23 protein-coding genes, 1 tRNA gene and 1 riboswitch are annotated in these 24,331 nt (G+C 45.4%); of the genes, 12 read left to right on the top strand and 12 right to left on the bottom strand.

The window, feature by feature from the left end; all coding sequences use genetic code 11:
• Positions 1-144 precede the first annotated feature (144 nt).
• Positions 145-957 carry a hypothetical protein gene (locus J4N42_RS04195; protein ID WP_252029941.1) on the top strand — a complete coding sequence of 271 codons (813 nt, stop codon included), beginning with the start codon at positions 145-147 and terminating at the stop codon, positions 955-957.
• 117 nt (positions 958-1,074) lie between these two features.
• Entirely contained in the window at positions 1,075-1,554 is a 480-nt protein-coding gene (locus tag J4N42_RS04190; protein WP_252029939.1) for a YehS family protein, read from the top strand.
• A 110-nt stretch (positions 1,555-1,664) separates the two neighbouring features.
• Here J4N42_RS04190 and udp read toward each other — a convergent pair whose 3' ends face one another.
• The 4 genes from udp to J4N42_RS04170 all read right to left on the bottom strand — a co-directional run bounded on the left by udp (position 1,665) and on the right by J4N42_RS04170 (position 7,082).
• A complete protein-coding gene (udp, locus tag J4N42_RS04185; RefSeq protein WP_008077937.1) occupies positions 1,665-2,423 on the bottom strand; it encodes a uridine phosphorylase in 759 nt (252 codons plus the stop codon).
• A gap of 287 nt (positions 2,424-2,710) precedes the next feature.
• Entirely contained in the window at positions 2,711-5,044 is a 2,334-nt protein-coding gene (locus tag J4N42_RS04180; protein WP_252029937.1) for a zinc/cadmium/mercury/lead-transporting ATPase, read from the bottom strand.
• A 76-nt stretch (positions 5,045-5,120) separates the two neighbouring features.
• Positions 5,121-6,572, bottom strand: coding sequence for an MATE family efflux transporter (locus J4N42_RS04175; RefSeq protein WP_252029935.1), 1,452 nt, complete (start codon positions 6,570-6,572; stop codon positions 5,121-5,123).
• Between the two features lie 93 nt (positions 6,573-6,665).
• Positions 6,666-7,082 (bottom strand): CBS domain-containing protein, encoded by a 417-nt coding sequence (locus tag J4N42_RS04170; RefSeq protein ID WP_252029933.1) that lies wholly within the window; start codon positions 7,080-7,082, stop codon positions 6,666-6,668.
• Between the two features lie 381 nt (positions 7,083-7,463).
• On the opposite strand from J4N42_RS04170, the gene J4N42_RS04165 reads away from it, so the two are divergent.
• Positions 7,464-8,432, top strand: coding sequence for a sensor domain-containing diguanylate cyclase (locus tag J4N42_RS04165; protein ID WP_252029931.1), 969 nt, complete (start codon positions 7,464-7,466; stop codon positions 8,430-8,432).
• An 11-nt stretch (positions 8,433-8,443) separates the two neighbouring features.
• On the opposite strand, the gene moaE is transcribed toward J4N42_RS04165, so the two are convergent.
• The 5 genes from moaE to moaA form a co-directional block, all read right to left on the bottom strand.
• Positions 8,444-8,899 carry a molybdopterin synthase catalytic subunit MoaE gene (gene moaE, locus J4N42_RS04160; RefSeq protein ID WP_252029929.1) on the bottom strand — a complete coding sequence of 152 codons (456 nt, stop codon included), beginning with the start codon at positions 8,897-8,899 and terminating at the stop codon, positions 8,444-8,446.
• A 1-nt stretch (position 8,900) separates the two neighbouring features.
• Positions 8,901-9,146 (bottom strand): molybdopterin synthase sulfur carrier subunit, encoded by a 246-nt coding sequence (gene moaD / locus J4N42_RS04155; protein ID WP_252029927.1) that lies wholly within the window; start codon positions 9,144-9,146, stop codon positions 8,901-8,903.
• Complete coding sequence (moaC, locus tag J4N42_RS04150) at positions 9,146-9,622, bottom strand: cyclic pyranopterin monophosphate synthase MoaC (protein ID WP_252029925.1); 477 nt, start codon at positions 9,620-9,622, stop codon at positions 9,146-9,148. The genes moaD and moaC overlap by 1 nt, the downstream gene beginning before the upstream one ends.
• A 17-nt stretch (positions 9,623-9,639) precedes the next feature.
• Positions 9,640-10,152 (bottom strand): molybdenum cofactor biosynthesis protein B, encoded by a 513-nt coding sequence (moaB, locus tag J4N42_RS04145; RefSeq protein WP_252029923.1) that lies wholly within the window; start codon positions 10,150-10,152, stop codon positions 9,640-9,642.
• A gap of 77 nt (positions 10,153-10,229) precedes the next feature.
• Positions 10,230-11,219 (bottom strand): GTP 3',8-cyclase MoaA, encoded by a 990-nt coding sequence (gene moaA / locus J4N42_RS04140; protein WP_252029921.1) that lies wholly within the window; start codon positions 11,217-11,219, stop codon positions 10,230-10,232.
• Positions 11,208-11,350: riboswitch (molybdenum cofactor riboswitch) on the bottom strand. (Overlaps the previous gene by 12 nt.)
• 192 nt (positions 11,351-11,542) lie before the next feature.
• On the opposite strand from moaA, the gene J4N42_RS04135 reads away from it, so the two are divergent.
• The gene (locus J4N42_RS04135) at positions 11,543-12,433 is read left to right on the top strand and encodes a YvcK family protein (protein WP_252029919.1); all 891 of its coding nucleotides are present in this window, start codon (positions 11,543-11,545) and stop codon (positions 12,431-12,433) included.
• On the opposite strand, the gene luxU is transcribed toward J4N42_RS04135, so the two are convergent.
• The 3 genes from luxU to uvrB all read right to left on the bottom strand — a co-directional run bounded on the left by luxU (position 12,419) and on the right by uvrB (position 16,480).
• Complete coding sequence (gene luxU / locus J4N42_RS04130; RefSeq protein WP_252029917.1) at positions 12,419-12,757, bottom strand: quorum-sensing phosphorelay protein LuxU; 339 nt, start codon at positions 12,755-12,757, stop codon at positions 12,419-12,421. The two genes, J4N42_RS04135 and luxU, sit on opposite strands and share 15 nt — an antisense overlap.
• Positions 12,758-12,762: 5 nt before the next feature.
• The gene (gene luxO / locus J4N42_RS04125) at positions 12,763-14,157 is read right to left on the bottom strand and encodes a quorum-sensing sigma-54 dependent transcriptional regulator LuxO (protein WP_252029915.1); all 1,395 of its coding nucleotides are present in this window, start codon (positions 14,155-14,157) and stop codon (positions 12,763-12,765) included.
• Positions 14,158-14,449: 292 nt separating this feature from the next.
• A complete protein-coding gene (gene uvrB, locus J4N42_RS04120) occupies positions 14,450-16,480 on the bottom strand; it encodes an excinuclease ABC subunit UvrB (protein ID WP_252029913.1) in 2,031 nt (676 codons plus the stop codon).
• A gap of 566 nt (positions 16,481-17,046) precedes the next feature.
• On the opposite strand from uvrB, the gene J4N42_RS04115 reads away from it, so the two are divergent.
• From J4N42_RS04115 to nth, 8 genes are all read left to right on the top strand, one after another.
• Positions 17,047-17,122 (top strand) — tRNA-Asn (locus J4N42_RS04115).
• Between the two features lie 257 nt (positions 17,123-17,379).
• Positions 17,380-17,961 (top strand): electron transport complex subunit RsxA, encoded by a 582-nt coding sequence (gene rsxA / locus J4N42_RS04110; RefSeq protein WP_252029911.1) that lies wholly within the window; start codon positions 17,380-17,382, stop codon positions 17,959-17,961.
• On the top strand, positions 17,961-18,551 hold the full coding sequence (rsxB, locus tag J4N42_RS04105; RefSeq protein ID WP_252029909.1) for an electron transport complex subunit RsxB: 591 nt from the start codon (positions 17,961-17,963) through the stop codon (positions 18,549-18,551). Before rsxA ends, rsxB begins: the two co-directional genes overlap by 1 nt.
• Before the next feature lie 8 nt (positions 18,552-18,559).
• A complete protein-coding gene (rsxC, locus tag J4N42_RS04100) occupies positions 18,560-21,259 on the top strand; it encodes an electron transport complex subunit RsxC (protein ID WP_252029908.1) in 2,700 nt (899 codons plus the stop codon).
• Complete coding sequence (gene rsxD / locus J4N42_RS04095) at positions 21,259-22,305, top strand: electron transport complex subunit RsxD (RefSeq protein WP_252029905.1); 1,047 nt, start codon at positions 21,259-21,261, stop codon at positions 22,303-22,305. Before rsxC ends, rsxD begins: the two co-directional genes overlap by 1 nt.
• Positions 22,306-22,308: 3 nt before the next feature.
• Entirely contained in the window at positions 22,309-22,944 is a 636-nt protein-coding gene (gene rsxG / locus J4N42_RS04090; protein ID WP_252029903.1) for an electron transport complex subunit RsxG, read from the top strand.
• Entirely contained in the window at positions 22,937-23,629 is a 693-nt protein-coding gene (locus J4N42_RS04085) for an electron transport complex subunit E (RefSeq protein WP_252029901.1), read from the top strand. The genes rsxG and J4N42_RS04085 overlap by 8 nt, the downstream gene beginning before the upstream one ends.
• Before the next feature lie 24 nt (positions 23,630-23,653).
• A complete protein-coding gene (nth, locus tag J4N42_RS04080) occupies positions 23,654-24,289 on the top strand; it encodes an endonuclease III (RefSeq protein WP_252029899.1) in 636 nt (211 codons plus the stop codon).
• The last annotated feature ends 42 nt before the right edge of the window (positions 24,290-24,331 follow it).

Here is a 24,331-nt window from a genome sequence, read left to right as displayed (position 1 = left end):
TTTCACTACTTTGGGAAATAAATGCACCAAATAGGGACAACCCACTCAGCACATAGAAACCAAGACATTGAAATATAAGGAAATCTATCAGTGGCACTAAACATGCCTACCACTTTATAGGTAAAGCATATAAAGGAGTTGGCTATGTTTGTACTATTTTCATTACTTTGTTCATGCGTCATCTTAGCGCTGCTATTTCATCACTCGAAAAAGCGCCAAGTCATACTAAAACGTAAGTTCGACACGCTAGTTCAGTTACGCACACTACTTCAATTATGTCGTGACCATCGTAAGGTCAGTCATAAAGCACTCAGTTCCGAAGTAACCGATCAGTGTCTGCGCGATACTAATTCACTGTATGCCAAGATGATCGAGTGCTCGAATAGCCTCATCGCTACGGTACCCTTTGACAATAAACCCATGTATCGAATCTATCAGCTGAAACTAAAAGCAATGCATGACGACTGGCATACCCGCTCTGTTTCTCGCAACCAAATCATTCACGGTAAGACTATTCGTCACTCAATGTTCTTGATGGACGAAATCGCTTTGGCCTGGCTAGTTGACTCTGAACGAGACGACCTAAGCGATGAGTACCATCTAAACTGGCAGCAGGTACTGGATAGTATGGAAGTGTTAACCCAGTTACGCCTCTCCATTCCGGATAGTGACACCCCTGAAGGGTTTATGCGACTTAAACATTACTGCGACAAAACAAGACGCAAGCTCAATCAACTGTCGATAATCAGCCCTTTATCAGTGGCTTCACCTGCAAGTGTCGATTCGATTCGTCAGCTCACCGAGGTTTCTTCAGCGATGAGTCTGCCGCTTAGTACCCAAGAGATGTATGACGTGACTAGTGACATTTCAGCAACAATCTCTCATGTTTATGACCAAATGATCTCTGAAATGTCAGAAAGTCTATACCTTCCGCTTCCTTCCATCGCCTATTCGTAACTCCGTCGTTATAGGGCACGGTATGTGCCCTTTTACTTCTATCACTAGATAGGTAACTCTGTTAAAGTCACGCGCTACTATATCTCGTCAGCGACGACTTACCACAAAGAGAATCTTGTGACTAATAACGAAATCTTACGCCGTATCCAGCATTCACTTAATTTAAAAAACACTCAAATAATGAAAGCTTTTGAGCAGGTAGATACCAAGGTAGCACCTAATCAAGTTAACGACTGGTTAAAGGCAGACTCAGATAAGTCAATGACTAAGATGAAAGACAAAGAGCTTGCTCTATTTCTTAATGGTTTCATTAACTTAAAGCGCGGTAAGAAAGAAGGCGAGCAACCAAAACCAGAGCAAACACTGACAAACAACATGATTTTCATGAAGCTACGTATTGCGCTGAATATGAAAGCAGAAGATGTATTGGATGTACTAGAAGTGGTTGGTATTAGCCTGAGTAAATATGAAATCGGTGCTTACTTTCGTAAGCCAAACAACAAAAATTACAAAGCGTGTGAAGATCAATTGCTATGCGATTTCTTATGCGGCGTACAATTCACACATCGCCCTGATTCAGAAGAGTTTGTCGCATAAGCGCTTACTCATCTAACTCTTACTTATCTCACTAAAGACAAAAAACCTCAACTGGGCTACCCAATTGAGGTTTTTCTTCATCTTAAAGTGCTTATGACTCTGCTGAGTCCTTAAAGCATTTTACGTGCAGCTTCTACTACTACTTTAATAGAGCGAGCTTCTGTCTCTTTCAATGTAGAGTGATCTGGGATCTCTTTCTGTGTACGGTTGATAATAACACCAGCTACACAGCCCGCTTTCAGGCCAGAGCTTGCACACATGGTCAATAGCGTCGCTGATTCCATTTCGAAGTTCAGTACGCCCATATCTTGCCATTCTTGCATCGATCCTTGGAAACGCTTAACCACGCGACCAGAGAACGTATCGTAACGTTCTTGACCAGGGTAGAAAGTATCACTTGAAGCAGTCACGCCCATATGAACGGTAGCGCCGGATTCCTCAACGGCTGCTTTCATTGCTGTTGCTACTTCAAAGTCGGCTACTGCAGGAAACTCCATTGGAGCAAAGTGAAGGCTCGCGCCATCTAAACGAACTGAACCAGTTGATACAATCATATCGCCGACATTCACATGTGGTTGAATTGCACCAGTTGTACCTACACGTAGGAAAGTGCGAACACCTAGCTGCGCAAGTTCTTCAACTGCGATAGATGTAGAAGGGCCACCAATACCTGTTGAACAAACAACCACTGGCTTGCCATCCAGCTCAGCACGGTAAAGTGTGTATTCACGGTGACTTGCTAAGAAAACTGGGTTTTCCATTTCTTCTGCAATTTTTTGTACGCGTGCAGGATCACCAGGGATGATCGCTAGAGTCGCGCCTGCTAGATCGGCTTCAGTAACACCAAGGTGGAATACAGCTTGAGACATAGGGGGCTCCTTTCATGGCGAAATAAATCGAACACTCTGGGTTCATTTTTCGCTCTATCAATGTATTGGGTACAGGAATACTTTAACCAACTCACCCACGACAAAGAGTGCTCAATGTCACAATAAAGATCGCAATAGAATTATAAATTACAAATAAAAACGGTTTAGATCACACTTTACTGTCGAGTGATAGCCATAGTTGCATAAAAAAACGCCTTGTCATCAGATTACTTCTCAGTATCGATCAACAAGGCGTTTGAAGAAGATCAGCAGTTAGTGGAGATACTCTATCCCGCTATTCCATCTTGTTTAGATTTAAATTTCAGTAGACGAAGTGCATTTAGCGTCACTATCGCAGTCGCCCCACTATCGGCTAGCACTGCTACCCACAGCCCGGTTATACCCAGTAGGCTCGTTACTAGAAACACTCCCTTGAGCCCCAAAGCCAAAATGATGTTTTGACGGATATTACTCAGTGTTGCGCGAGATAACTCAATCATACCCGCCAGTTCAACCAAACGATTGTGGGTGATCGCAGAGTCAGCGGTTTCCAACGCGACATCCGTTCCCCCTCCCATCGCAATACCGATACTCGCTGCTTTCATCGCTGGAGCGTCGTTGATGCCATCACCGACCATCGCCACATTCGCACTTTGAGATAGCTGCTCTACGTACGTCACTTTGTCTTTTGGCAACAGGCTTGCTTTGAAGTCGATATTAATTTGACTACTGATTGCAGCAGCGCTGCGCGGGTTATCCCCCGTCAGCATAATCGAGTTAACGCCCAAAGCGTTTAAAGCCTCAACCGCTTGCCTAGCGTCTTCACGAAGCGTGTCCTGCCATGCGATGACACCAATGACTTCTTTGCTACCTCGAACTGCCACCACAACGGTTTTACCATGATCTTCTAGCTGTTGAATTTGCTCTGAGATTTGCGCTGGAAGAACCAGTTCAAGTTTACTAGGAGCACTAACCAAGTACGTGTCACCATCAACTTCGCCTATTACACCACTGCCGACTAAAGCTTGTTTGTTGTTTGCTTCAGGAAGCGTCAGGCCTAATTGCTCTGTTTTTCTTACCAGAGATACCGCGAGCGGGTGACTCGACCCCACTTCGACCGCACCGACCACGGTCAGTAAACGTTCCTCATCCCAACCGTTTAGTGCTATGACATTGGTGACTTCAGGCTTACCTTTGGTCAATGTGCCGGTTTTATCGAATGCGACAGTTTCTACTCGACCAAGTTGTTCTAACGCAGCGCCCCCTTTGATCAAGGCTCCTCGACGCGCGGCAGCGGCCAATCCAGAGGTAATCGCAGCTGGGGTTGATATCACCAACGCACACGGACAAGCAATCAGAAGAAGCGCTAATCCACGATACACCCATGTTTCCCATGGCTGAGCAAATAACGTTGGTGGCACGATTATGACTGCTAACGCAACCACCATCATAAGCGGCGTATACCAACGGCTAAACTTATCTAAGAATCGTTCAAGTGGCGCTTTGCGTGATTCGGCTTCTTCAATCAGGTGTAAAATGCGATCGATTGCATTTTCACCTTGTTTAGAAGTGATAGTAAAACGGACCACTCGATCAGCAACAACAGCGCCAGCCATCACAGACTCGCCCTTGTATCGCTCTACTGGCAGTGATTCGCCAGTCAATGCGCTTTCATCAAAGCTCGCAACATCATCATGCAGCTTGCCATCTGCAGGTAAACGAGCACCTGGAGATACTTCAATCACATCACCAGGATTTAGCTCACTCGCCGACACTTCAACGCGCTCTCCATTGATGATCTTTGTCGCTGTCTCTGGCACTAACGCCATTAAGGCTTGAACGCCACTGCGAGCACGTGAGGCGGCGAATGCTTCAAGTCGCTCACCAATGAGAAATAACAACAGAACCATTGCAGCTTCGATCGTCTCCCCTAAATAAAGGGCTCCGAGAGCAGCAACACTCATTAAAGTTTCGATAGCGAAAGGTGTACCCGACTTAGCAAGCTGGATGGCTTTTTTACCAATCGGATATAAACCAGCCAAACAGGTAAGAATAAAGATCCATTCACTGGCTATTGGGAATATGGGTTTGATCATCGCACCCACAGCCATTGCACTGGCTATTGTGATAATCTGGGCATTCTGTTGAATCGTCACTTTCCAGCCTGTCGGCTGCGGGGCTTTAGAGTTTGATGGGCCACTGTGGAAAGTAAAGCCTGTGGCAGTGATCGTTTGTTCTACTTGTTCGGCGACAGAGGTGTCATTAAATTTAACCACCAGCTTTTCTGTGGCAAACAGTACTTTGGCCTCTAATATACCTTCAACTTTACCCACTGCTGTTTCTATTTTTCGAGCACAAGCCGGGCAGTCCATTCCGCCAATTTTCCAGCTCTGAGTCAGTTGAGGTTGATTTGATTTAAGTCCAGTGGCGAGACCGGAGTCACTTTCCTCATCGGCGGGATCGGTACCACTAGAGCAAGAATCAGAAGCACAGCAGCCAGGTTCTGCGGTTACAACACCAGCCATTTGAATCGAATTGATTTTTGGACTCGCGCATGAACCAGATTGATGGGGTGTCATCGCGGTTTTGTCTGAGCGACACGCGTCATGTTTAGTGCACATATTTCTTTCTCCATTCTTCATGTACACCTTTAGCTTAAACCTTGGAGCCTACTCCAAGGTCAAGCATCAATTACAATTATTTATCCAGTTTATCTGCATTCGCGGCCACTTCATCAATCAACACAGCATCGTGAGAACAAAAAGGTTGGGTGTTGACGCAGGTAATCGAAGGATCATCTTCAACAGGTTCTGGTTCCTGCCCTTTCATCACGTCAGCGATATGTTTATTAAGGACTAGCATCGCGATCAAACCAAATACTATAGTGCCGACAGCCTGACCATAAAGTACACCTAATGCGCCGTACCACTGGGCACCTAAATACACAAATGGCAAAGTACCGATTGTCGCTTTGCCAAGGTTAAGCGCAGTTGAATAGAGCGGTTTCCCTAAGTTGTTAAAAGACGTATTGGCGACGAACAAAGTACCGTTGAAAATGAAGCTAACAGCAACATAAGTACAAAACGCAGACACAATCACACGTGCATCACCCTGTAAACTGAAGCCTAGAATGATTAAATCTTGGACCAAATAAAGGATGAGACACACCGCAATGGTATACACAGTGGTGACAATCAAAGAGTTGTTCAGCGTTTCTTTGACTCTATCAAAACGCTCAGCCCCAAAGTTCTGGCCAATAATTGGCCCTACAGCACCAGACAAAGCAAAGATCACCGCAAAACATACCGGAATAAGGCGACCGATGACGGCATAGCCTGCGACAAAATCTTCACCAAATTGCGCGATGGAGGAAGTGACAATCGCATTCCCAATCGGAGTAGCAATATTGGTAATGATGGCAGGTACTGCAATCGCCAAAATCACTTTCAAATTACGGCGCCAATTGATGAATGAAGGGATAGCCACCAACTGATGAAAACGAATCAAAGGTGCGATTGAGAAATACAGCACCGTAAATCGGGCTACAACAGAAGCTAACGCTGCGCCTTCAACATTCCAGCCAAAGCCAAAGATAAACAGTGGATCAAGAACCGCATTAACAATCCCACCAGATAAGGTTGCCCACATCGAACGTTTTGCATCTCCTGCGGCTCGAAGCCCCGCTCCTGCAGCCATAGCAAGTGCAATCACCGGGCTACTTGGTAGCAGGATTCTTAAATACGCTTCGGCCCTTTCAGCAGCATAACCTTGCGCTCCGATGCTTTGCAGTAGTTCGGGAATGTAAACAAACATAGTCGCACTCACCACGCTACTGATAGCAAATGCCGTTACCATAATGCTGGCACTGAGCTGCCTAGCGTGTTCTCGCTGTTTGGCCCCTATCGCCTTTGAAACCAATGCCCCCATTGCGATCGACGTACCAATCGAGATAGACGTAGAAAAGAATACCAACGTGCCCGCAAAGCCCACGGCGGCCGCGAGTTCAACTTGCCCAAGCATACTGATGAACAACATATCCAGTAGGTCGACCACAAATAGCGCCATCAAACCTATTGAGCCCGTTCCTGACATCACAAGGATGTGTCGCATGGTTGAGCCTTCAACAAATTTGGCGTTTTGATCGGACATAGAGTTCTCCAATGATGGCAACGATAAGATCTGCGCTGAGCGCGTAAACGACAAAAGGCGCTGAACGCGCCTTTTATATTTTGTTACAAATTATCATACTGGGTGCTTAAAGCAATCATCAATACTCTTACCGATCGCTCGGAGTACGTCACGACGTGTAATAATCCCCACCAGCTTGCCATTATCTATCACCGGATACACTTTTGGCTTACCGACCTGCATTTTGTCCGCCATCTCAATAATGGTGGTATCAGGCGAGACTGACAGCACTTCACCATGCATACAGTCACTCACGATATGCGTGTCTTGACAGAAATAGCTCACTTTAACCAGCTTATCCAATAAGTCTTGCTCAGAAAGGAACCCTATCACTTCTTCTTTTTCGTTGATTACCGGACCGCCTAAGTGATCAGATTTCATCACCTTCTCAAGTGCGGCGCTGAGTGACATTTCAGGCTTAAAAGTGATCGCCTGCAGCGTCATGTAGTCTTTTACTTTTAATGATTCCATACTGTTCTCCTTAACCCGCAACGTTACGCTGCCTATAAGATAATTGTTGTCTAATTTCTTGATTTTACTAAATGGAATTGAGCAATTTTATTGATAGGCAATACCGATTAATTAGAAAAGCCTTATATCACCGACCCTGACAAGCAGTCGCAACCTCCGCACCAGTTGGGCTATTTTGTATTTGTTTTAACGCCGTCACACTACACCTCAGTAAAAAATGAGTAGAGGCAATACAGTAATCTCTGCGAATTTGCTAACTCTTCGTCGACGCAACCTAGCCCTTATCGTTGTTGATATTTTTGCCAATTCGCACAAGATTTTCGCCTAAAGCTACGCTATATCTTTATATAAGGAATTGGAAAACGTAGAGGGAAATTTGAAGTGAAATCGACATTTTCTGCTGCGCTCGCCGATAACCCAGATATGATGCACGTGATTTTTGAATCACTCCCTGAGCCGACGTTTTTAATCAATAAAGCCGGCGTGTATATCGAAGCATGGGGAGGCACAGATACCAAACGTCATCACAACCCTTCAGCAATTGTTGGCCTCACCCAATACGAGGTGCTTCCAGCCGATAAAGCGATATGGTTTAGTCAAGTGATTGTCGACACCATCGAATCCGGTACACCCACAGAGCTAGAATACGATTTGGACCCTAAATCGCTCTCCTGTTTTGACGGTATTGAAGGCCCAACGGAAGTGCAATCTTTCAGCGCACTGATCATTCCCCTTCCCGGCTTGGACTGTGTCATTTGGACAGTACGTAACATTTCCGAGTACAAACGCGCTCTAGACACTCTAGCTAAGCAGCAACTAGAACTAGAAAAGTTAACTTATGTCGACCATCTTACCCAAGTTTATAACCGCTACGCTCTTGATGCCCTGCTCCCCGATGCTTTGGAATTAGCCAAACTCAAGCAAACTAGCGCGACCTTACTGATGATCGATATTGATAGCTTTAAGGGCTACAACGACCAGTACGGCCATTTAAAAGGCGATGAAGTGTTACGCTCGATCAGCGCCGCGATGTTGAAGTGGGGAACGAAAGGAGAGCTGTGTTTTCGCTACGGTGGCGATGAGTTTTTAGTCTTCGTGACTGGGCTCAGAGAATCAGATTGCATTGAGCGTGCCGAGCAACTGCAACGAGAGATTCAAAAGTTGGCCATACCTAACGAAAGCTCAAAAGTATCAGACATACTGTCCGTCACCATAGGCATCGAGCACTGTGAACATATCCCTGAAATTATGACAGTAGAAAAATTCGTTGGCATCGCCGACAACGCTCTTTTCCGGGCAAAAAACTCTCAACGCGGCACAATACATGTAATAAAAAGGTCAGCTATGTAGCTGACCTTCAATCATTTTTCCCAGCGCTGTGCGGCGGTGGCATCTGACTCTCTCGATTCTACCCAGCGTGTCGACTCTGTCGTCCGCTCTTTCTTCCAGAACGGCGCTTTGGTCTTTAGGTAGTCCATCACGAACTCACATGCTTCAAAAGCGGCACCTCGGTGTGCGCTTGATACACCAACAAACACTATTTGGTCGCCAATATCCAAATCGCCCACACGGTGAATAACTCGAATATTAAGAAGTGGCCATCGACTTTCGGCTTGGTCACAAATCTCCAGCAGTGACTTTTCAGTCATTCCTGGATAATGCTCAAGTGACAACCCCGTAACATCATCACCTAGGTTCATGTCGCGAACTTTACCAACAAAAGTTACCACAGCCCCCGCTGACGTTCCCTGTGCTAGCTGGTCATACTCTTGTGCAAGTGAAAAATCTTCGTATTGAACCGATACTCGAGAGTCCATGTTAACCTCCCGTTACTGGTGGGAAGAACGCAATTTCATCGCCATCAGTGATCTGAGTATCCAGTGGAACAATCGATTGGTTTACGGCACAGAGCAATTTGCCTTGCTCAAGCGCCAGCTCCCATTTACCCTGTTGCACTGCTAGATGAGCACGTACCGCTTCAACAGTCTCGAACTGAGCTTCTAGCTCCACGCTATCAGTACCGACTAACTCACGAGTTTGAGCAAAGAAAAGGACTTTAATCATTATTCCGCCTTAAAGTGACCAGATTTACCACCGGTCTTTTCTAGCAAACGAACTTGGCTAATCACCATATCCTTTTGCACCGCTTTACACATGTCGTAGATAGTAAGAGCTGCAACAGAAGCTGCAGTCAGCGCTTCCATTTCAACACCTGTTTTACCAGCTAACTTACAAACTGACTCAATACGTACTTTATTTTCCGCTTCGATTGCCTCAAGTTGAACTTCGACTTTAGACAATAGAAGTGGGTGACATAAAGGGATCAAATCCCATGTTTTTTTCGCCGCTTGAATACCTGCAATACGGGCCGTCGCAAATACATCGCCTTTATGGTGTGAACCAGAGACGATAAGCTCTAGCGTTTCTGGCGCCATATGTACAAACGCTTCAGCGCGCGCTTCACGGACTGTCTCTGCTTTTGCAGACACATCCACCATGTTCGCTTCACCAGAGGCATTGATATGAGTAAATTGGCTCATTGTAGTCCCACTCCTAGCTATACCGATAGGTGTGGCATGAAGTTACAAGGACGATGGCTCGCATCCATTTGCTGCTTGATGATCTTAGTCCAACCAGTGCGACACGCACCTGTTGAACCAGGCATAGCAAAGATAACAGTGTGGTTAGCGAAACCAGCGATTGCACGAGATTGAATCGTCGATGTACCGATCTCTTCGTAAGAAACCATACGGAATAGCTCACCAAAACCTTCTACTTGCTTATCAAATAGTGGAATCAGGGCTTCTGGCGTGCTGTCACGAGACGTAAAGCCCGTACCACCAGTGATCATCACAGCCTGTACATTTTCATCAGCAATCCACTGAGAAACAATTGCACGAATTTTGTACATGTCATCAATCACGATCTGCTTATCAACAACATTGTGGCCCGCTTCTTTCGCTTGCTCAGCTAAGTAGCCACCTGATGTGTCATTTTCTTCTGTACGAGTGTCAGAAACGGTTAATACTGCGATGTTCGCTGGTTGGAATTTGCTTTCTGCGTGACCCATTTGTTCACCTACTTTTAATCTAATTATTACTGTGCAGGCCGAGTCACAAACTCAGCCGCTGAATGGTTTGGTTTGTGCTAACCGCCGATGGAAGCGAGATGTGGCGTCATGCCCGAGTTACCGTCATGAAGGAAATGACTCACCGACTTAGTTTGTAACTGATCTTGAATACGAGCGATCAACGCAGCTTCTTGCGTATCATCTTCAAGCAAGTCTCTTAGCTCGACACCATGATCGCCAAACAAGCATAAGTGCAATTTACCTGTTGCCGAGACACGAAGACGATTACAGCTTTCGCAGAAGTCTTTTTCGTACGGCATGATAAGGCCAATCTCACCTTTGTAGTCTGGGTGAACGAACACCTGTGCAGGGCCATCATTTGCGGCTCTAACTTTGAGTAACCAACCATTGGCAATCAGTTGGTTTCGAATCGCTACACCAGATACATGATGACGGTGGAACAGATCATCCATTTCGCCAGTTTGCATTAATTCAATGAAGCGGAGCTGGATGGGTCTGTCTTTAATCCAATTAAGGAAAGCGGGGAGCTCGCTGTGATTGAGGTCTTTCATCAATACCACATTCACTTTGACTTGCTCATAACCGACTTCAAACGCGCGGTCGATACCTGCCATCACTTGGCTAAACTTGTTCTCGCCTGTGATTTGATAAAACATGCGAGGATCTAGGCTATCGACACTAACATTGATATGAGTCAGGCCAGCCTCTTTCCAGTCGGCAACCTGCTTTTCCATACGGTAGCCGTTGGTTGTCGTTGCGACTTTTTTTATGCCATCAGTTTGCGCGACAGTATGGATAATATCGGTAAAGTCTTTACGCAAGCTTGGTTCACCACCGGTAATGCGAACTTTCGACGTACCACAATCGGCAAACGCACGTACAACACGTTTGATCTCAGGGAGGTTTAAGAAGGACGAGTTTTTCTTACCCGACGGTTTGTAACCATCAGGTAAACAATATGTACATTTAAAGTTACAGACATCTGTAACAGACAAGCGCAAGTAATAAAACTTGCGATGGAATCTATCTTCGAATTGTTGCGCCACGGAACACCTTTCCAAACACGGGAGGCAGAATCATTTCCAATTATGCCCTTGTGACAATATGTCACTGGCTTTGCACGCTTATCCATCTAACTACTGAACTTAGCTTGCAGAGCTCGGAGTTATGGCAACTACCACTCATTGTGGAGTGATAGTAGCTAAATCAATTAAACACTTTGTACCAATAAAATACTTAATAATTGTGCGTGTTTCTACCCTCTGGGTCAAAAAATCGCGTCGACTACTCAAATTACCTACTATTGAGTAGGGTTTGTGAATGAATTAATCTAGATTGTAGTTCAGTTTAAACGAATAAGAAGAATTAGATGTCTGTGTATAAAACTAACAAAGTTGTCGCTATTGGTGGTGGGCATGGTCTAGGTCGTATGCTGGCCGCACTGAAGGACTTTGGTAGTAACGCCACTGGCATAGTCACTACCACGGACAATGGTGGTTCAACGGGCCGTATTCGCCATTGTCAGGGCGGCATTGCGTGGGGGGATACCCGCAATTGTATTAATCAGTTGATTACTGAGCCGTCTATAAGCTCAATGATGTTTGAATACCGATTTAAAGGTGCAGGAGAGCTAGATGGCCATAACCTGGGAAATCTGATGCTCACCGCACTTGATAACCTTTCGGTTCGTCCACTAGAGGCGATTCAACTCATCAGAAGTATGTTGAAAGTCGACGTGAATATCGTGCCTATGTCTGAGCACCCGTCAGATCTCGCGGCTTTATCAGTCGATGGTCGTTGGGTCACTGGTGAAACCAGCGTCGATGAAATGGAAGAAGACTTGCTTCGCTTAGATTTATCACCAGAAGTTCCAGCAACGAAGGAAGGGGTTCTCGCTATTGAGCAAGCTGATTGTATCGTACTTGGTCCAGGCAGCTTTTTAACAAGTATTATGCCTCCCCTACTTCTACCTGAAATAGGTAAAGCCATCGCGAACAATCAAAAAGCAAAACTGGTGTTTATTGAAAACCTATCTCCGGAATTTGGTCCTGCGGGAAGAATGACACTTGAACAAAAATTAGAGTGGTGTGAGCGCTCATGCCAAGCACGGAAAATTGATATTGTCCTAGGCGACGAGCCTCATCCAGAGTTAGCCGAGCGCTGGAACTGTGTAACCACTGAATTAGCCTCGCCAAATCGAGATTGGCGTCATGATCGCAGCAAACTGCAGTCGGCTATCGAAACGCTATTGAGCAACTAAGCGCAGGTATTGCTCTTGGGTATCCTTGAGTAATACCACCATTGTTTCTACATCACTCTCTTTATCCAATAGCTCACCAGTTTTTGCTCTGGCATCCATTTCGATAGCCAGTTGGCACAAAGCTTCTGCACCAAAACTTGCAGCACTGCTTTTCAATGCGTGACTGATTTCTTTTAGATAACTCGGATTATCTACTCCATCATCACCCAAGTTGTCGATATACATCTTGAGTTCACCTAAGAAGATTTCCAATAAAACAGGGACGTTTTCTTTACCGATTTCGTCGGCTAAGTGGTCGATTTTTTCCTGATTCATAATAGTCATGGGTTCTATTGCTCTTCTTTTGCGTTCCAAGCTTGGAGTTTACGGTAGATCGTTGAGGGGCTTACGTCTAGGTAACCAGCAGCACGTGGGATGTTCCCCTCACACGCTTCGATTGCCTGCTCTATGGCTGTTTTTTCCGTTAACCAGAGAGGGAATATGTCGTGTACCGACACTTGTTCCTTCACTTGAGGTTGAATACGGATTTGATTGTCTGATGGTAAGTTTAGTGGTGGAGGAAGCATTTCCAGAGTGATCTCTCTTCCATTATTTAGCACAACCACATTGCGTAATACGTTCTGCAATTGTCGAACGTTCCCCGGCCACGCATATCGATTGAAGCAATCCACGACTTCTGGAGCCATTCGAACAAAACCTTTTCCTTCTTCATTCGACATAAAACCCAGCAACGAATAAGCGATTTCAATCACGTCTTCCCCACGTTCACGCAAAGGCGGCAAATGCAGTGGGATCACGTAAAGTCGATAGTACAAATCTTCTCGAAAGCGCCCTTCCTGAACCTCTTTCCATGGGTCTCGGTTGGTTGCACAAACAAAACGCACATCAACACTCTTCATTTTTGAAGAGCCTACTTTTTGGAATGTACCAGTCTGAATGAAACGAAGCAGCTTAGTTTGAAGGTCTAAGTCCATCTCACACAGCTCATCCAAAAATAGCGTACCACCGTCAGCAAGCTCTGCTGCACCTTGACGATCTGTGGAAGCACCAGTAAATGCACCCTTCACGTGACCAAACAGTTCGCTCTCAATCAAGTCTTTCGGTATCGCAGCACAGTTAATGGCAATAAATGGCTTATCACCGCGCTGACTCGCTGCGTGGATCGCTTCCGCACACACCTCTTTACCAGTACCACTTTCACCGGTAATGAAAATACTGGCTTTACTGGATGCTGCCGAGTCGATAGTGCGATATACCGCTTGCATGGTTTGGCTACTGCCTATAAAGCCTTGGTAATTCTGATTGCTGACATTTCCGGCTTCATTTCGTAGCTTGGTCGCTTTGCGAATCGCATTATTGACCGTAACACGCAGTCGGTCTGCTTCACATGGCTTAATCAAGAAGTCTTGTGCACCATGGCGCATCGCATCAACAGCAGTATCGATAGAGCCATGAGCCGTCATAAAAATAACAGGGACGTCTGGGTGTGTTTGCTTAACGTTATACAACACATCCATCCCCGTCATATCAGGTAGTCGGAGATCGAGTAGGATAAGGTCTGGTGTACGACGTGATAAGCTATCGATGGCATCACGACCCGTGCCCACAATGTTGATATCAATACCAAGTGGGGTTAGATAAGAACGGTACAATGCGGCTACAGATGCCGTATCTTCGACCATCAATAGATATTTAGATTTGTGAACATCCGTAGATTGTTGCATAGCCTAGCCATAGTTATTTGCATTTTGTTTAAATGATTGCATTACGAATTGCATTTTGCAAATTTATGACAAAGATTGACTTAAAAATGGTGAAATAGCCTCAATTATGGCCATTTGAGGCTGGCACAAATACTGCAAAATCAATAATGACCCTAACGGGTCACCTAGCCAACTGACGTTGTTAGTGAACTTAGTATTCACAAATTACAGCCAATAGAATTGATTTCTATTGGCTATTTTTTTGCTTCAAATACCTTACTTTCTTTAACCAGCTTCAATGTGAACGATAACATTAACTGTTAGTAATGAACTGCTGACGTAACTTTTCTATTTCATCACGTTTCTGTGCCGCCAATTCAAACTCTAGATCTTGTGCATGCTTGTACATCTGCGCTTCGAGCTTACTGATCTCTTTATCTAGCTGCTGAGGAGTGAGAGCTTGATAAGTCTGCGAAGGCTCAGCAACTTTTGATAGCGGTACTTGTTTATTTGTACGTTGCTTCTTCGACTTAGTGATATCACCCAGCTCCATGATGTCTTTGACATTACGTTTCAATGCTTGCGGTGATATACCCATTTTTTCGTTATAGGCTTGCTGTTTCTCTCGACGACGATTGGTTTCATCCATCGCTTTTTTCATCGATTTAGTAATCGAATCAGCGTACAAGATCGCTTTACCTTCAAGGTTACGAGCTGCACGACCAATGGTCTGAATTAAAGAACGCTCTGAACGTAAGAAACCTTCTTTATCAGCATCAAGAATCGCGACAAGAGAAACCTCTGGCATATCAAGACCTTCTCGTAACAAGTTGATCCCTACTAGAACGTCAAACTCACCTAGTCGCAAATCGCGAATAATCTCAACGCGCTCAACCGTGTCGATATCAGAATGCAAATATCTAACTTTCACATCATGTTCAGTGAGATACTCTGTTAAATCTTCCGCCATTCGCTTCGTTAAAGTAGTCACGAGCACGCGTTCATCTTTCGCCGAGCGAATTCTGATTTCTGATAACAAATCATCAACCTGCGTCGCAACCGGGCGCACTTCTAGTTCAGGGTCCAACAGGCCCGTTGGCCTAACTACTTGATCCGCTATTTCATCGGCGGACTTTTCGAGTTCATAGTTACCTGGGGTAGCCGATACAAAAATCGTTTGGGGTGCAATCGACTCAAACTCTTCAAACTTCATTGGACGGTTATCTAAAGCTGAAGGCAACCGGAAGCCAAATTCCACCAGCGTTTCCTTACGTGAACGGTCACCTTTGTACATCGCGCCGATTTGTGGAACTGTCACGTGCGACTCATCAATGACTAACAAACCGTCATGAGGTAAATAATCAAACAAGGTCGGCGGCGGCTCACCCTCTGCACGACCACTTAAATAGCGAGAGTAGTTTTCTATACCGGAACAAAAACCAAGTTCATTCATCATTTCGATGTCAAACTGCGTTCTTTGGCTAATTCTTTGCTCTTCAAGCAGCTTGTTGTTGTCCTTTAAGTACGTTTGACGAGTTCGAAGTTCTTCTTTAATCAGTTCAATCGCATCTAGAATTTTTTCTCTTGGGGTAACGTAGTGCGTTTTAGGGTAGATGGTGTACCGCGGTAGATCGCGCTGCTTAACAGCGCCAGTCAACGGGTCGAACACGCTGATACAATCAACCTCATCATCAAACATTTCTATACGCACCGCATCTTGATCAGATTCCGCAGGGAATATATCGATCACCTCGCCACGCACTCTGAATTGCCCTCGCTCAAACGCCACATCATTTCGTGAATACTGAAGCTCAGCCAGTCGTCTTAGAATGTCGCGCTGATCCATCACATCACCACGGCGTATATGCAGCATCATCTTCAAATACGAATCAGGGTCGCCCAAGCCATAAATAGCTGAAACCGACGCTACGATAATGGCGTCTTTACGCTCTAGCAAAGCCTTGGTTGCGGAAAGTCGCATTTGCTCAATATGGGCATTCACTGATGCGTCTTTTTCGATAAAGGTGTCCGTGGTTGGGACATAAGCTTCAGGCTGGTAGTAATCATAATACGAGACAAAATACTCGACTGCGTTGTTAGGAAAAAATGATTTCATCTCTCCATACAACTGCGCCGCAAGCGTCTTGTTTGGCGCTAGCAATATAGCGGGACGCTGAGCTTGTGCGATCACGTTAGCTAAGGTAAACGTTTTTCCTGAGCCCGTAACACCAAGCAATGTTTGATGTGCTAATCCTGCATCTAGACCTTCAAGTAGTTGATTAATCGCCGTTGGTTGATCCCCAGACGGTTGGTAATCAGACACCAAATCAAAGAGTTTGCTCATTTCTGCCTCTACAAGCGCTATCGTTATTGATTCTTTTCACTGTACATATATACACTCTAATGACAGTGTTAGCAAAATATCTCACTATTTTGTTGAATGATTGATTTCAGCTCTAGATCATCGATTGCAACTTTGATAATATCTTTCGCCCTCGCTACCGCAATATGCATTTTACAATGCGTAGTCTTGCTTTTAATACGTGGATTTTCATTCACAGCTTTTCCCCATTTTATCTAAAAACCACCTTTAAGCGCCTACTCTTATTGCTGCTTTCTTTATCTTGGTTTTCGCTTGTTAACATCAACATTTTCAATAGCTAACCATCTACTTCTTGCTCGCTAATTCAGTATTCATCTTCTACGATCATTTGGTTTTTCAAGGTTAATTAACATAGTTATCCACAAAATTGGTGGATAAGTAATTCGAGCCCAAAACTCGTAAGGGATACAGAAAAGTAAAGACTTTTTTATCGTGTTTTTTTACTTTTTTCGTCCTCTCGAGTGTTGACATCAAATTAAGGTGCCGATAATATTCGCCCCGCTTCCGGCAATAGCCAGAATCACTTTTCCCCCTTAGTTCAGTTGGTAGAACGGCGGACTGTTAATCCGTATGTCGCAGGTTCGAGTCCCGCAGGGGGAGCCATATTCTAGAAAAAAGCCCAATCGAAAGATTGGGCTTTTTTCGTTGTATCAACCAGTTGCTGATCCAAACCAACACAACAGAGTGAGCCGAGCTATCGCGCTTCCTATTCTGAGCTCATTCAAGCAGTACTTTGCCAACAAAACCTCTTAAACGCGGCTAAATTTTATCCATTGATATAAAACCTTAGCTTTCCTTGGTTGTTATTGCGCTTGCAAAGCACGATAATATTGGGATCGGAATTTCTAAACTATATAACTATGACCGAATATCTTTTGTTGTTGGTAGGCACAGTCCTAGTCAACAACTTTGTACTGGTAAAGTTTCTGGGCTTATGTCCATTTATGGGCGTTTCTAAAAAGCTAGAAACCGCGATAGGTATGGGGTTAGCCACAACATTTGTGCTAACTCTCGCATCAGTGTGCGCATATCTTGTTGAAACCTATGTTTTGGCACCTTTAGGCCTTCAGTATTTAAGAACCATGAGCTTCATCTTAGTGATTGCAGTTGTGGTGCAATTCACTGAAATGGTGGTACATAAAACAAGCCCGACTCTCTACCGCTTACTTGGTATATTTTTGCCATTGATCACCACCAACTGTGCCGTACTTGGTGTCGCGTTGTTAAACATCAACGAGAACCACAACTTCGTCGAATCAATCGTCTATGGCTTTGGTGCTGCAGTGGGGTTCTCACTAGTGCTTATCTTATTCGCCTCGATGCGCGAACGTATCGCCGCGGCTGATGTCCCGACTCCATTTAAAGGCGCATCGATTGCCATGATCACTGCAGGCCTTATGTCTCTTGCCTTTATGGGCTTTACTGGGTTGGTGAAGTTGTAATGAGCTCTATATTAATTGCGGTTATTGCCATTGCGGTACTCGCAGCCATTTTCGGTGCTGTACTTGGTTTTGCTTCTATCCGATTTAAAGTTGAAGCAGACCCTATCGTCGACCAAATCGACGGCATTTTGCCTCAAACACAGTGTGGACAATGTGGCTACCCAGGTTGTCGTCCATACGCTGAAGCCATTGCAAATGGCGATAAGATCAATAAATGCCCTCCAGGTGGTCAGGCGACTATCGAAAAACTGGCTGATCTGATGGGAGTAGAAGCCGAAGAGTCTGCACATGACCTAGACAATGCTGTTAAGACTGTAGCTTATATCCATGAAGATATGTGTATTGGCTGTACCAAATGTATTCAGGCTTGCCCTGTTGACGCAATTGTTGGTGGTACAAAAGCGCTGCACACCGTCATTAAAGATGAGTGTACGGGCTGTGACTTATGTGTGGCCCCATGCCCAACAGATTGTATTGAAATGATTCCAGTAGCCACCACTACTGATAATTGGAAGTGGCAATTGGACGCCATTCCTGTTGTTGATATCACCGATTCTGCCGTATCGCAGTCGCAGAATAGCGGGAGTTAAGGACTGGTATGTTGTCACTAATTGAACAAATAAAATCGGGTGCATTATGGGACTTCCCTGGTGGCGTACACCCGCCAGAGAACAAACAACAATCTCTGAGCCAACCGATTGAACGCGCATCTATTGCGGATGAAATCGTTTTGCCGATCAAGCAACACATTGGTAAGCCAGGAGACCTCATCGTCGCTGTCGGTGAAAAAGTGCTGAAAGGTCAGCCTTTAACCAAATACGACACAAGCTTTATGCTGCCAGTTCATGCACCAACTTCTGGTACCATTAGTGCAATTGAACAACGCACCACCGCTCACCCTTCAGGCCTATCAGAATTGTGTGTCGTCATTCGCCCAGATATGCAAGACACATGGTGCGAACTTAAACCATCACCAGATTTCACTCAGGAGTCCCCTGAGGAGCTAATCGAGCGTATTCGACAAGCAGGGATTTCCGGCATGGGCGGCGCAGGCTTTCCGACGGCTAAAAAAATTCAATCAGGCTTGGCCCGTACCGAAATTCTGATCATCAATGCGGCCGAATGTGAGCCATACATTACTGCTGATGACACATTAATGCGTCATTATGCAGAAGAGATCATTAAAGGTATTGAGATTGTTGAACACATCCTCAAACCTAAGCTGACGATTATAGGTATTGAGGATAACAAGCCAGAAGCCGTTGAAGCCCTGACTCAAGCGGCACATGACAGCCAAATTGTTGTCCGCGTGATCCCAACCAAATACCCATCCGGTGGTGAGAAGCAATTAATTAAGATACTGACCAATAAAGAAGTGCCAAATGGCGGTATTCCTGCAGACATCGGTATTTTAGTTCAAAACGTAGGGTCTCTATACGCAGCCAAACGTGCAGTCTGTGATGGCGAGCCGCTTATCGAAAGAATTGTTACCTTAACCGGTAGTACGTTTAAGCAACCACGTAATGTCTGGGCTCCAATAGGAACTCCGGTACAATCACTACTTGCTGAGTTTAACCATAAGGCCGAGAAGAAGAACCAAAGACTGATTCTTGGCGGCCCAATGATGGGCTTTACTCTGCCCCACTCCAACGTTCCGATAACCAAGACGACCAACTGTATTCTTGCACCCACACGAAAAGAGATTGCGCCGGATCGCTTTGAAATGGCATGTATCCGTTGTAGTCAATGTGCAGAAGTCTGTCCTGCATCACTGCTTCCTCAGCAGCTTCAATGGCATGCAAAAGCTCAAGAGTTAGATAAATGTGAAGAGCTGAACCTAAAAGACTGTATCGAGTGTGGTGCCTGCGCGTATGTATGTCCGAGTGAAATTCCACTTGTTCAATACTATCGCCAAGCAAAAGCAGAAATTCGTACACGCAAGCTTGAAGCCGAATCAGCCGAGCGAGCGAAACAACGATTTGAAGAAAAAAATGCTCGTATGGAGCGTGATAAAGCCGAACGGGAAAACCGATTTAAGAAAGCCGCAGAAAATCGTCGTAAGGACATGAAGCAGTCTGCTGGTGACGATGCTATCGCTGCCGCCATCGCAAGAGTTAAAGCTCAAAAAGAGCAAACCCAAACAGAAGAAAAGCCAGCTGTAAAACCAGCTGTAGCCGCTGCGATCGCCAAAGCTAAAGCCAAACAAGCTGCAGCGATGGAGACTGGGAAAGCCGAGCCCGACAATTCAGAAATGGCAAAACTGCGCGAAGAAAGAAAGCAGCAAGCTAGAGCACGTAAAGCAGAAAAAGCACAAGAGTCAGATTCGACTCCTGACACGTCAGAATCAGGAGACAGCAAAAAAGATGCAGTGGCTGCTGCTATAGCACGAGCTAAGGCGCGTAAAGCCCAAGCTGCTGAGCCAAAGTCGACTGAAGTGAAAACTGAGGAATCGGAAGATCCAAAGAAAGCCGCTGTCGCTGCTGCTATTGCTCGAGCTAAAGCGCGTAAAGCGCAAACGTCTGAGCCAGAGTCGGCTGAAGAACAAACTGAGGAATCGGAAGACCCGAAGAAAGCTGCTGTCGCCGCTGCTATAGCAAGAGCTAAGGCACGCAAAGCCCAAGCTACTGAGCCAGATTCGACTGAAGTGAAAACTGAGGAGTCAGAAGATCCAAAGAAAGCCGCTGTCGCTGCTGCTATTGCTCGAGCTAAAGCGCGTAAATCACAAGTTTCTGAAGCCGAGGCGGCTGATGTGCAAGCTGAAGAATCTGAAGATCCAAAGAAGGCCGCTGTCGCTGCTGCTATTGCACGAGCTAAAGCGCGTAAATCACAAGCTGCTGAAGCCAAGGCGACTGATGTGCAAACTGAAGAATCAGAAGATCCAAAGAAGGCCGCTGTCGCTGCTGCTATTGCACGAGCTAAAGCGCGTAAAGCACAAGCTGCTGAAGCCGAGGCGACTGATGTGCAAGCTGAAGAATCGGAAGATCCAAAGAAGGCCGCTGTCGCTGCTGCTATTGCTCGAGCTAAAGCGCGTAAAGCACGAGCTGCTGAAGCCGACGCGACTGATGTGCAAGCTGAAGAATCGGAAGATCCAAAGAAGGCTGCTGTCGCTGCTGCTATTGCACGAGCTAAAGCGCGTAAAGCACAAGCTGCTGAAGCCGACGCGACTGAAGTGCAAGCTGAAGAATCCGAAGATCCAAAGAAAGCCGCTGTCGCTGCTGCTATTGCAAGAGCCAAAGCGCGTAAAGCTGAAAAAGAACAGCTCGAAAAACAAGAGCAAAATTTTGAGGAGAAAGAGTAGTGGCCTTTTTCATTGCCAGCTCACCGCACGCCCATAGTAAGCGCAGTACACCAGATCTAATGAAATGGGTTGCAATTTGTGCCCTTCCGGGGCTCGTGGCACAAACTTATTTCTTTGGTTGGGGCACAATTATTCAGTTAATTTTTGCCGTTATGGTCGCCATGGCATTAGAAGCACTGGTGATGGTCTCACGCAAACGCCATCCGCTATTTGCTCTTAGAGATAACAGTGCAATTGTGACCGCATGGCTACTAGCGGTTGCTATCCCTCCACTCTCACCATGGTGGGTAATCGTCATCGGTCTTATCTTTGCTATCATCATCGCAAAGCATTTATATGGGGGAATTGGCCAAAACCTATTTAACCCAGCGATGGTCGCTTATGTAGTACTACTCATATCCTTTCCAGTGCAAATGACCAGCTGGATAGAGCCTGTTCAACTTTCAAATGACCCAATTTCATTTGTTGATGCGTTTTCAATGATCTTTACTGGATTCAATAGTGAAGGCTTATCATTGCAACAAATTCGTACCGGTATCGATGGTGTCACCATGGCTACCCCTCTAGATTCATTTAAAACAGCTCTGCATTCCGGTAGCACCGTACAGGAAGCTTTAGCACAACCTCAATTTAATGGTATTGCCGGTATCGGTTGGGAGTGGGTTAATCTTGCATACTTAACGGGTGGCCTGCTGCTGATCAAATTACGTGTCATCAACTGGCATATTCCAGTTAGCTTTCTAGTTGGACTAATCGTCTCTAGTGGACTATTTATGCTGTTCACTCCTGGGGAGACAGCATCACCGCTTATCCATCTACTTTCTGGTGCTACTATGTTAGGTGCTTTCTTTATTGCTACTGACCCAGTATCAGCATCCACTACGGTTAAAGGCCGACTTATCTTCGGCGCGTTTATCGGCGTTATGGTGTTTATTATCCGTAGTTGGGGTGGTTTCCCCGATGGTGTGGCGTTCGCAGTGTTACTTGCTAACATGTGCGTCCCACTGATTGATTATTACACTAAACCAAGAACTTACGGGCACTAAGGTATGTTAAACGCAATAAAGAAAAACGGCCTTACACTCGCTCTTTTTGCTTGTGCTTCTACAGGTCTGGTCGCCCTGACTCAATACTTAACTAAAGATCAGATCAAGCAACAGGAACAAGCTCAACTACTATCAGTGTTGAATCAAGTGATTCCGCACGACCTACATGATAATGAACTGTATCGAGCCTGCACGTTAGTGTCGTCTCCTGAATTAGGTACAGACGCATCAATGCCTGCTTATATCGCCACTATAGATGGAAAACCAAGCGCAATTGCCATCGAGGCGATCGCGCCAGACGGCTATAATGGTGCTATTAAGGTTATTGTCGGTATTCAAGATAACGGCACGATCACTGGTACCCGCGTCCTTTCTCATCAGGAAACCCCTGGGCTAGGTGATAAAATTGACTTACGTGTAACCGACTGGATTCTAAGCTTTACCGGAAAGTCGGTGAATGATGAGAATATCTCGGCTTGGAAGGTTCGCAAGGACGGTGGTCAATTTGATCAATTTACCGGTGCGACCATTACACCAAGAGCAGTAGTAAAAGCGGTAAAACAAGCCGTAACATACGTTAATCAAAATAAAGAGTCGATATTGGCTCAGCCACGTAACTGTGGAGGCTCAAATGACTGAACATAAGACACTGATAAAAAATGGCTTGTGGGACAATAACCCAGCTCTGGTTCAGCTACTAGGTTTGTGCCCACTCCTAGCCGTTTCATCGACTGTCACTAATGCGCTAGGTCTTGGTTTAGCGACACTATTGGTTCTTGTAGGATCCAATGTAACGGTATCCTTGGTCCGCGACTATGTACCAAAGGAAGTGCGTATTCCAGTGTTCGTTATGATCATCGCCTCACTCGTAACCTGCGTTCAACTGCTGATGAATGCTTATGCTTACGGGCTTTATCTCTCTCTCGGTATTTTCATTCCGCTTATTGTCACCAACTGTATCATCATAGGCCGTGCTGAAGCTTTCGCATCTAAAAACGATGTGATCCCGTCGGCTCAAGATGGATTTTGGATGGGACTAGGAATGACCAGCGTTTTAGTCGTACTGGGTGGAATGCGAGAACTGATAGGTAATGGGACATTATTTGATGGTGCCGACCTACTACTAGGTGAGTGGGCAACATCACTAAAAATCGAAGTATTCCAATTTGATAACAGTTTCTTACTGGCACTGCTCCCACCAGGAGCATTCATCGGTGTTGGACTACTTATCGCGTTAAAAAATATTTTCGATAATCAGTTGGAAGCTCGCCAACCAAAACAAGAAAAGCCGTCTATTGAACGCGCTCGAGTGACCAATCAATAATAAAAACTGGAAGCAAGCCTCAACATGAACAATACCAAGAGAGTCGAGATACTCACTCGATTGAGAGACGACAACCCGAACCCTCAAACCGAGTTGAACTGGAATTCACCATTTGAACTGTTAATCGCCGTACTTTTATCGGCACAGGCTACCGATGTGAGCGTTAACAAAGCTACGGATAAGCTTTACCCAGTTGCGAACACTCCCCAGTCAATGTTTGACTTAGGTGTCGATGGGGTTAAGGAATACATCAAGACGATTGGCCTATTTAACTCTAAAGCTGAAAACGTCATAAAAACTTGCCGCATCCTGCTCGACCAACATGGTGGTGAAGTACCAGAAAACCGAGAAGCACTAGAAGCCCTACCTGGAGTAGGACGCAAAACAGCTAACGTTGTACTCAATACCGCTTTTGGCTGGCCTACTATCGCTGTCGACACTCATATTTACCGAGTTTCAAATCGAACCAAGTTTGCGATGGGCAAAACCGTCGACGACGTCGAAAAAAAACTACTCAAGGTTGTGCCTAAAGAGTTCAAACTCGATGTACACCATTGGCTGATCTTACACGGGCGCTACACCTGTGTCGCTCGCAAGCCTAGGTGCGGTAGTTGTATCATCGAGGACTTGTGTGAGTTTAAAGAAAAGACTGAAGTGTAGTACTTTCAGTTTTATTACTAATACTAAAAAGCTAGGAGCAAG

Source organism: Vibrio sp. SCSIO 43135 (assembly GCF_023716665.1).
GTDB lineage: Bacteria > Pseudomonadota > Gammaproteobacteria > Enterobacterales > Vibrionaceae > Vibrio > Vibrio paucivorans.
This window is presented reverse-complemented; position numbering and strand designations above follow the sequence as displayed.

What these genes read in the sequence shown, in the direction of transcription:
- J4N42_RS04195 (WP_252029941.1), top strand. Translation starts at nt 145, where the DNA reads ATGTTTGTACTATTTTCATTACTTTGTTCATGCGTCATCTTAGCGCTG.
- udp (WP_008077937.1), bottom strand. Translation starts at nt 2,423, where the DNA reads ATGTCTCAAGCTGTATTCCACCTTGGTGTTACTGAAGCCGATCTAGCA.
- J4N42_RS04180 (WP_252029937.1), bottom strand. Translation starts at nt 5,044, where the DNA reads ATGTGCACTAAACATGACGCGTGTCGCTCAGACAAAACCGCGATGACA.
- J4N42_RS04175 (WP_252029935.1), bottom strand. Translation starts at nt 6,572, where the DNA reads ATGTCCGATCAAAACGCCAAATTTGTTGAAGGCTCAACCATGCGACAC.
- J4N42_RS04170 (WP_252029933.1), bottom strand. Translation starts at nt 7,082, where the DNA reads ATGGAATCATTAAAAGTAAAAGACTACATGACGCTGCAGGCGATCACT.
- moaE (WP_252029929.1), bottom strand. Translation starts at nt 8,899, where the DNA reads ATGGACTCTCGAGTATCGGTTCAATACGAAGATTTTTCACTTGCACAA.
- moaD (WP_252029927.1), bottom strand. Translation starts at nt 9,146, where the DNA reads ATGATTAAAGTCCTTTTCTTTGCTCAAACTCGTGAGTTAGTCGGTACT.
- moaC (WP_252029925.1), bottom strand. Translation starts at nt 9,622, where the DNA reads ATGAGCCAATTTACTCATATCAATGCCTCTGGTGAAGCGAACATGGTG.
- moaB (WP_252029923.1), bottom strand. Translation starts at nt 10,152, where the DNA reads ATGGGTCACGCAGAAAGCAAATTCCAACCAGCGAACATCGCAGTATTA.
- J4N42_RS04135 (WP_252029919.1), top strand. Translation starts at nt 11,543, where the DNA reads ATGTCTGTGTATAAAACTAACAAAGTTGTCGCTATTGGTGGTGGGCAT.
- luxU (WP_252029917.1), bottom strand. Translation starts at nt 12,757, where the DNA reads ATGACTATTATGAATCAGGAAAAAATCGACCACTTAGCCGACGAAATC.
- luxO (WP_252029915.1), bottom strand. Translation starts at nt 14,157, where the DNA reads ATGCAACAATCTACGGATGTTCACAAATCTAAATATCTATTGATGGTC.
- uvrB (WP_252029913.1), bottom strand. Translation starts at nt 16,480, where the DNA reads ATGAGCAAACTCTTTGATTTGGTGTCTGATTACCAACCGTCTGGGGAT.
- rsxA (WP_252029911.1), top strand. Translation starts at nt 17,380, where the DNA reads ATGACCGAATATCTTTTGTTGTTGGTAGGCACAGTCCTAGTCAACAAC.
- rsxB (WP_252029909.1), top strand. Translation starts at nt 17,961, where the DNA reads ATGAGCTCTATATTAATTGCGGTTATTGCCATTGCGGTACTCGCAGCC.
- rsxC (WP_252029908.1), top strand. Translation starts at nt 18,560, where the DNA reads ATGTTGTCACTAATTGAACAAATAAAATCGGGTGCATTATGGGACTTC.
- rsxG (WP_252029903.1), top strand. Translation starts at nt 22,309, where the DNA reads ATGTTAAACGCAATAAAGAAAAACGGCCTTACACTCGCTCTTTTTGCT.
- J4N42_RS04085 (WP_252029901.1), top strand. Translation starts at nt 22,937, where the DNA reads ATGACTGAACATAAGACACTGATAAAAAATGGCTTGTGGGACAATAAC.
- nth (WP_252029899.1), top strand. Translation starts at nt 23,654, where the DNA reads ATGAACAATACCAAGAGAGTCGAGATACTCACTCGATTGAGAGACGAC.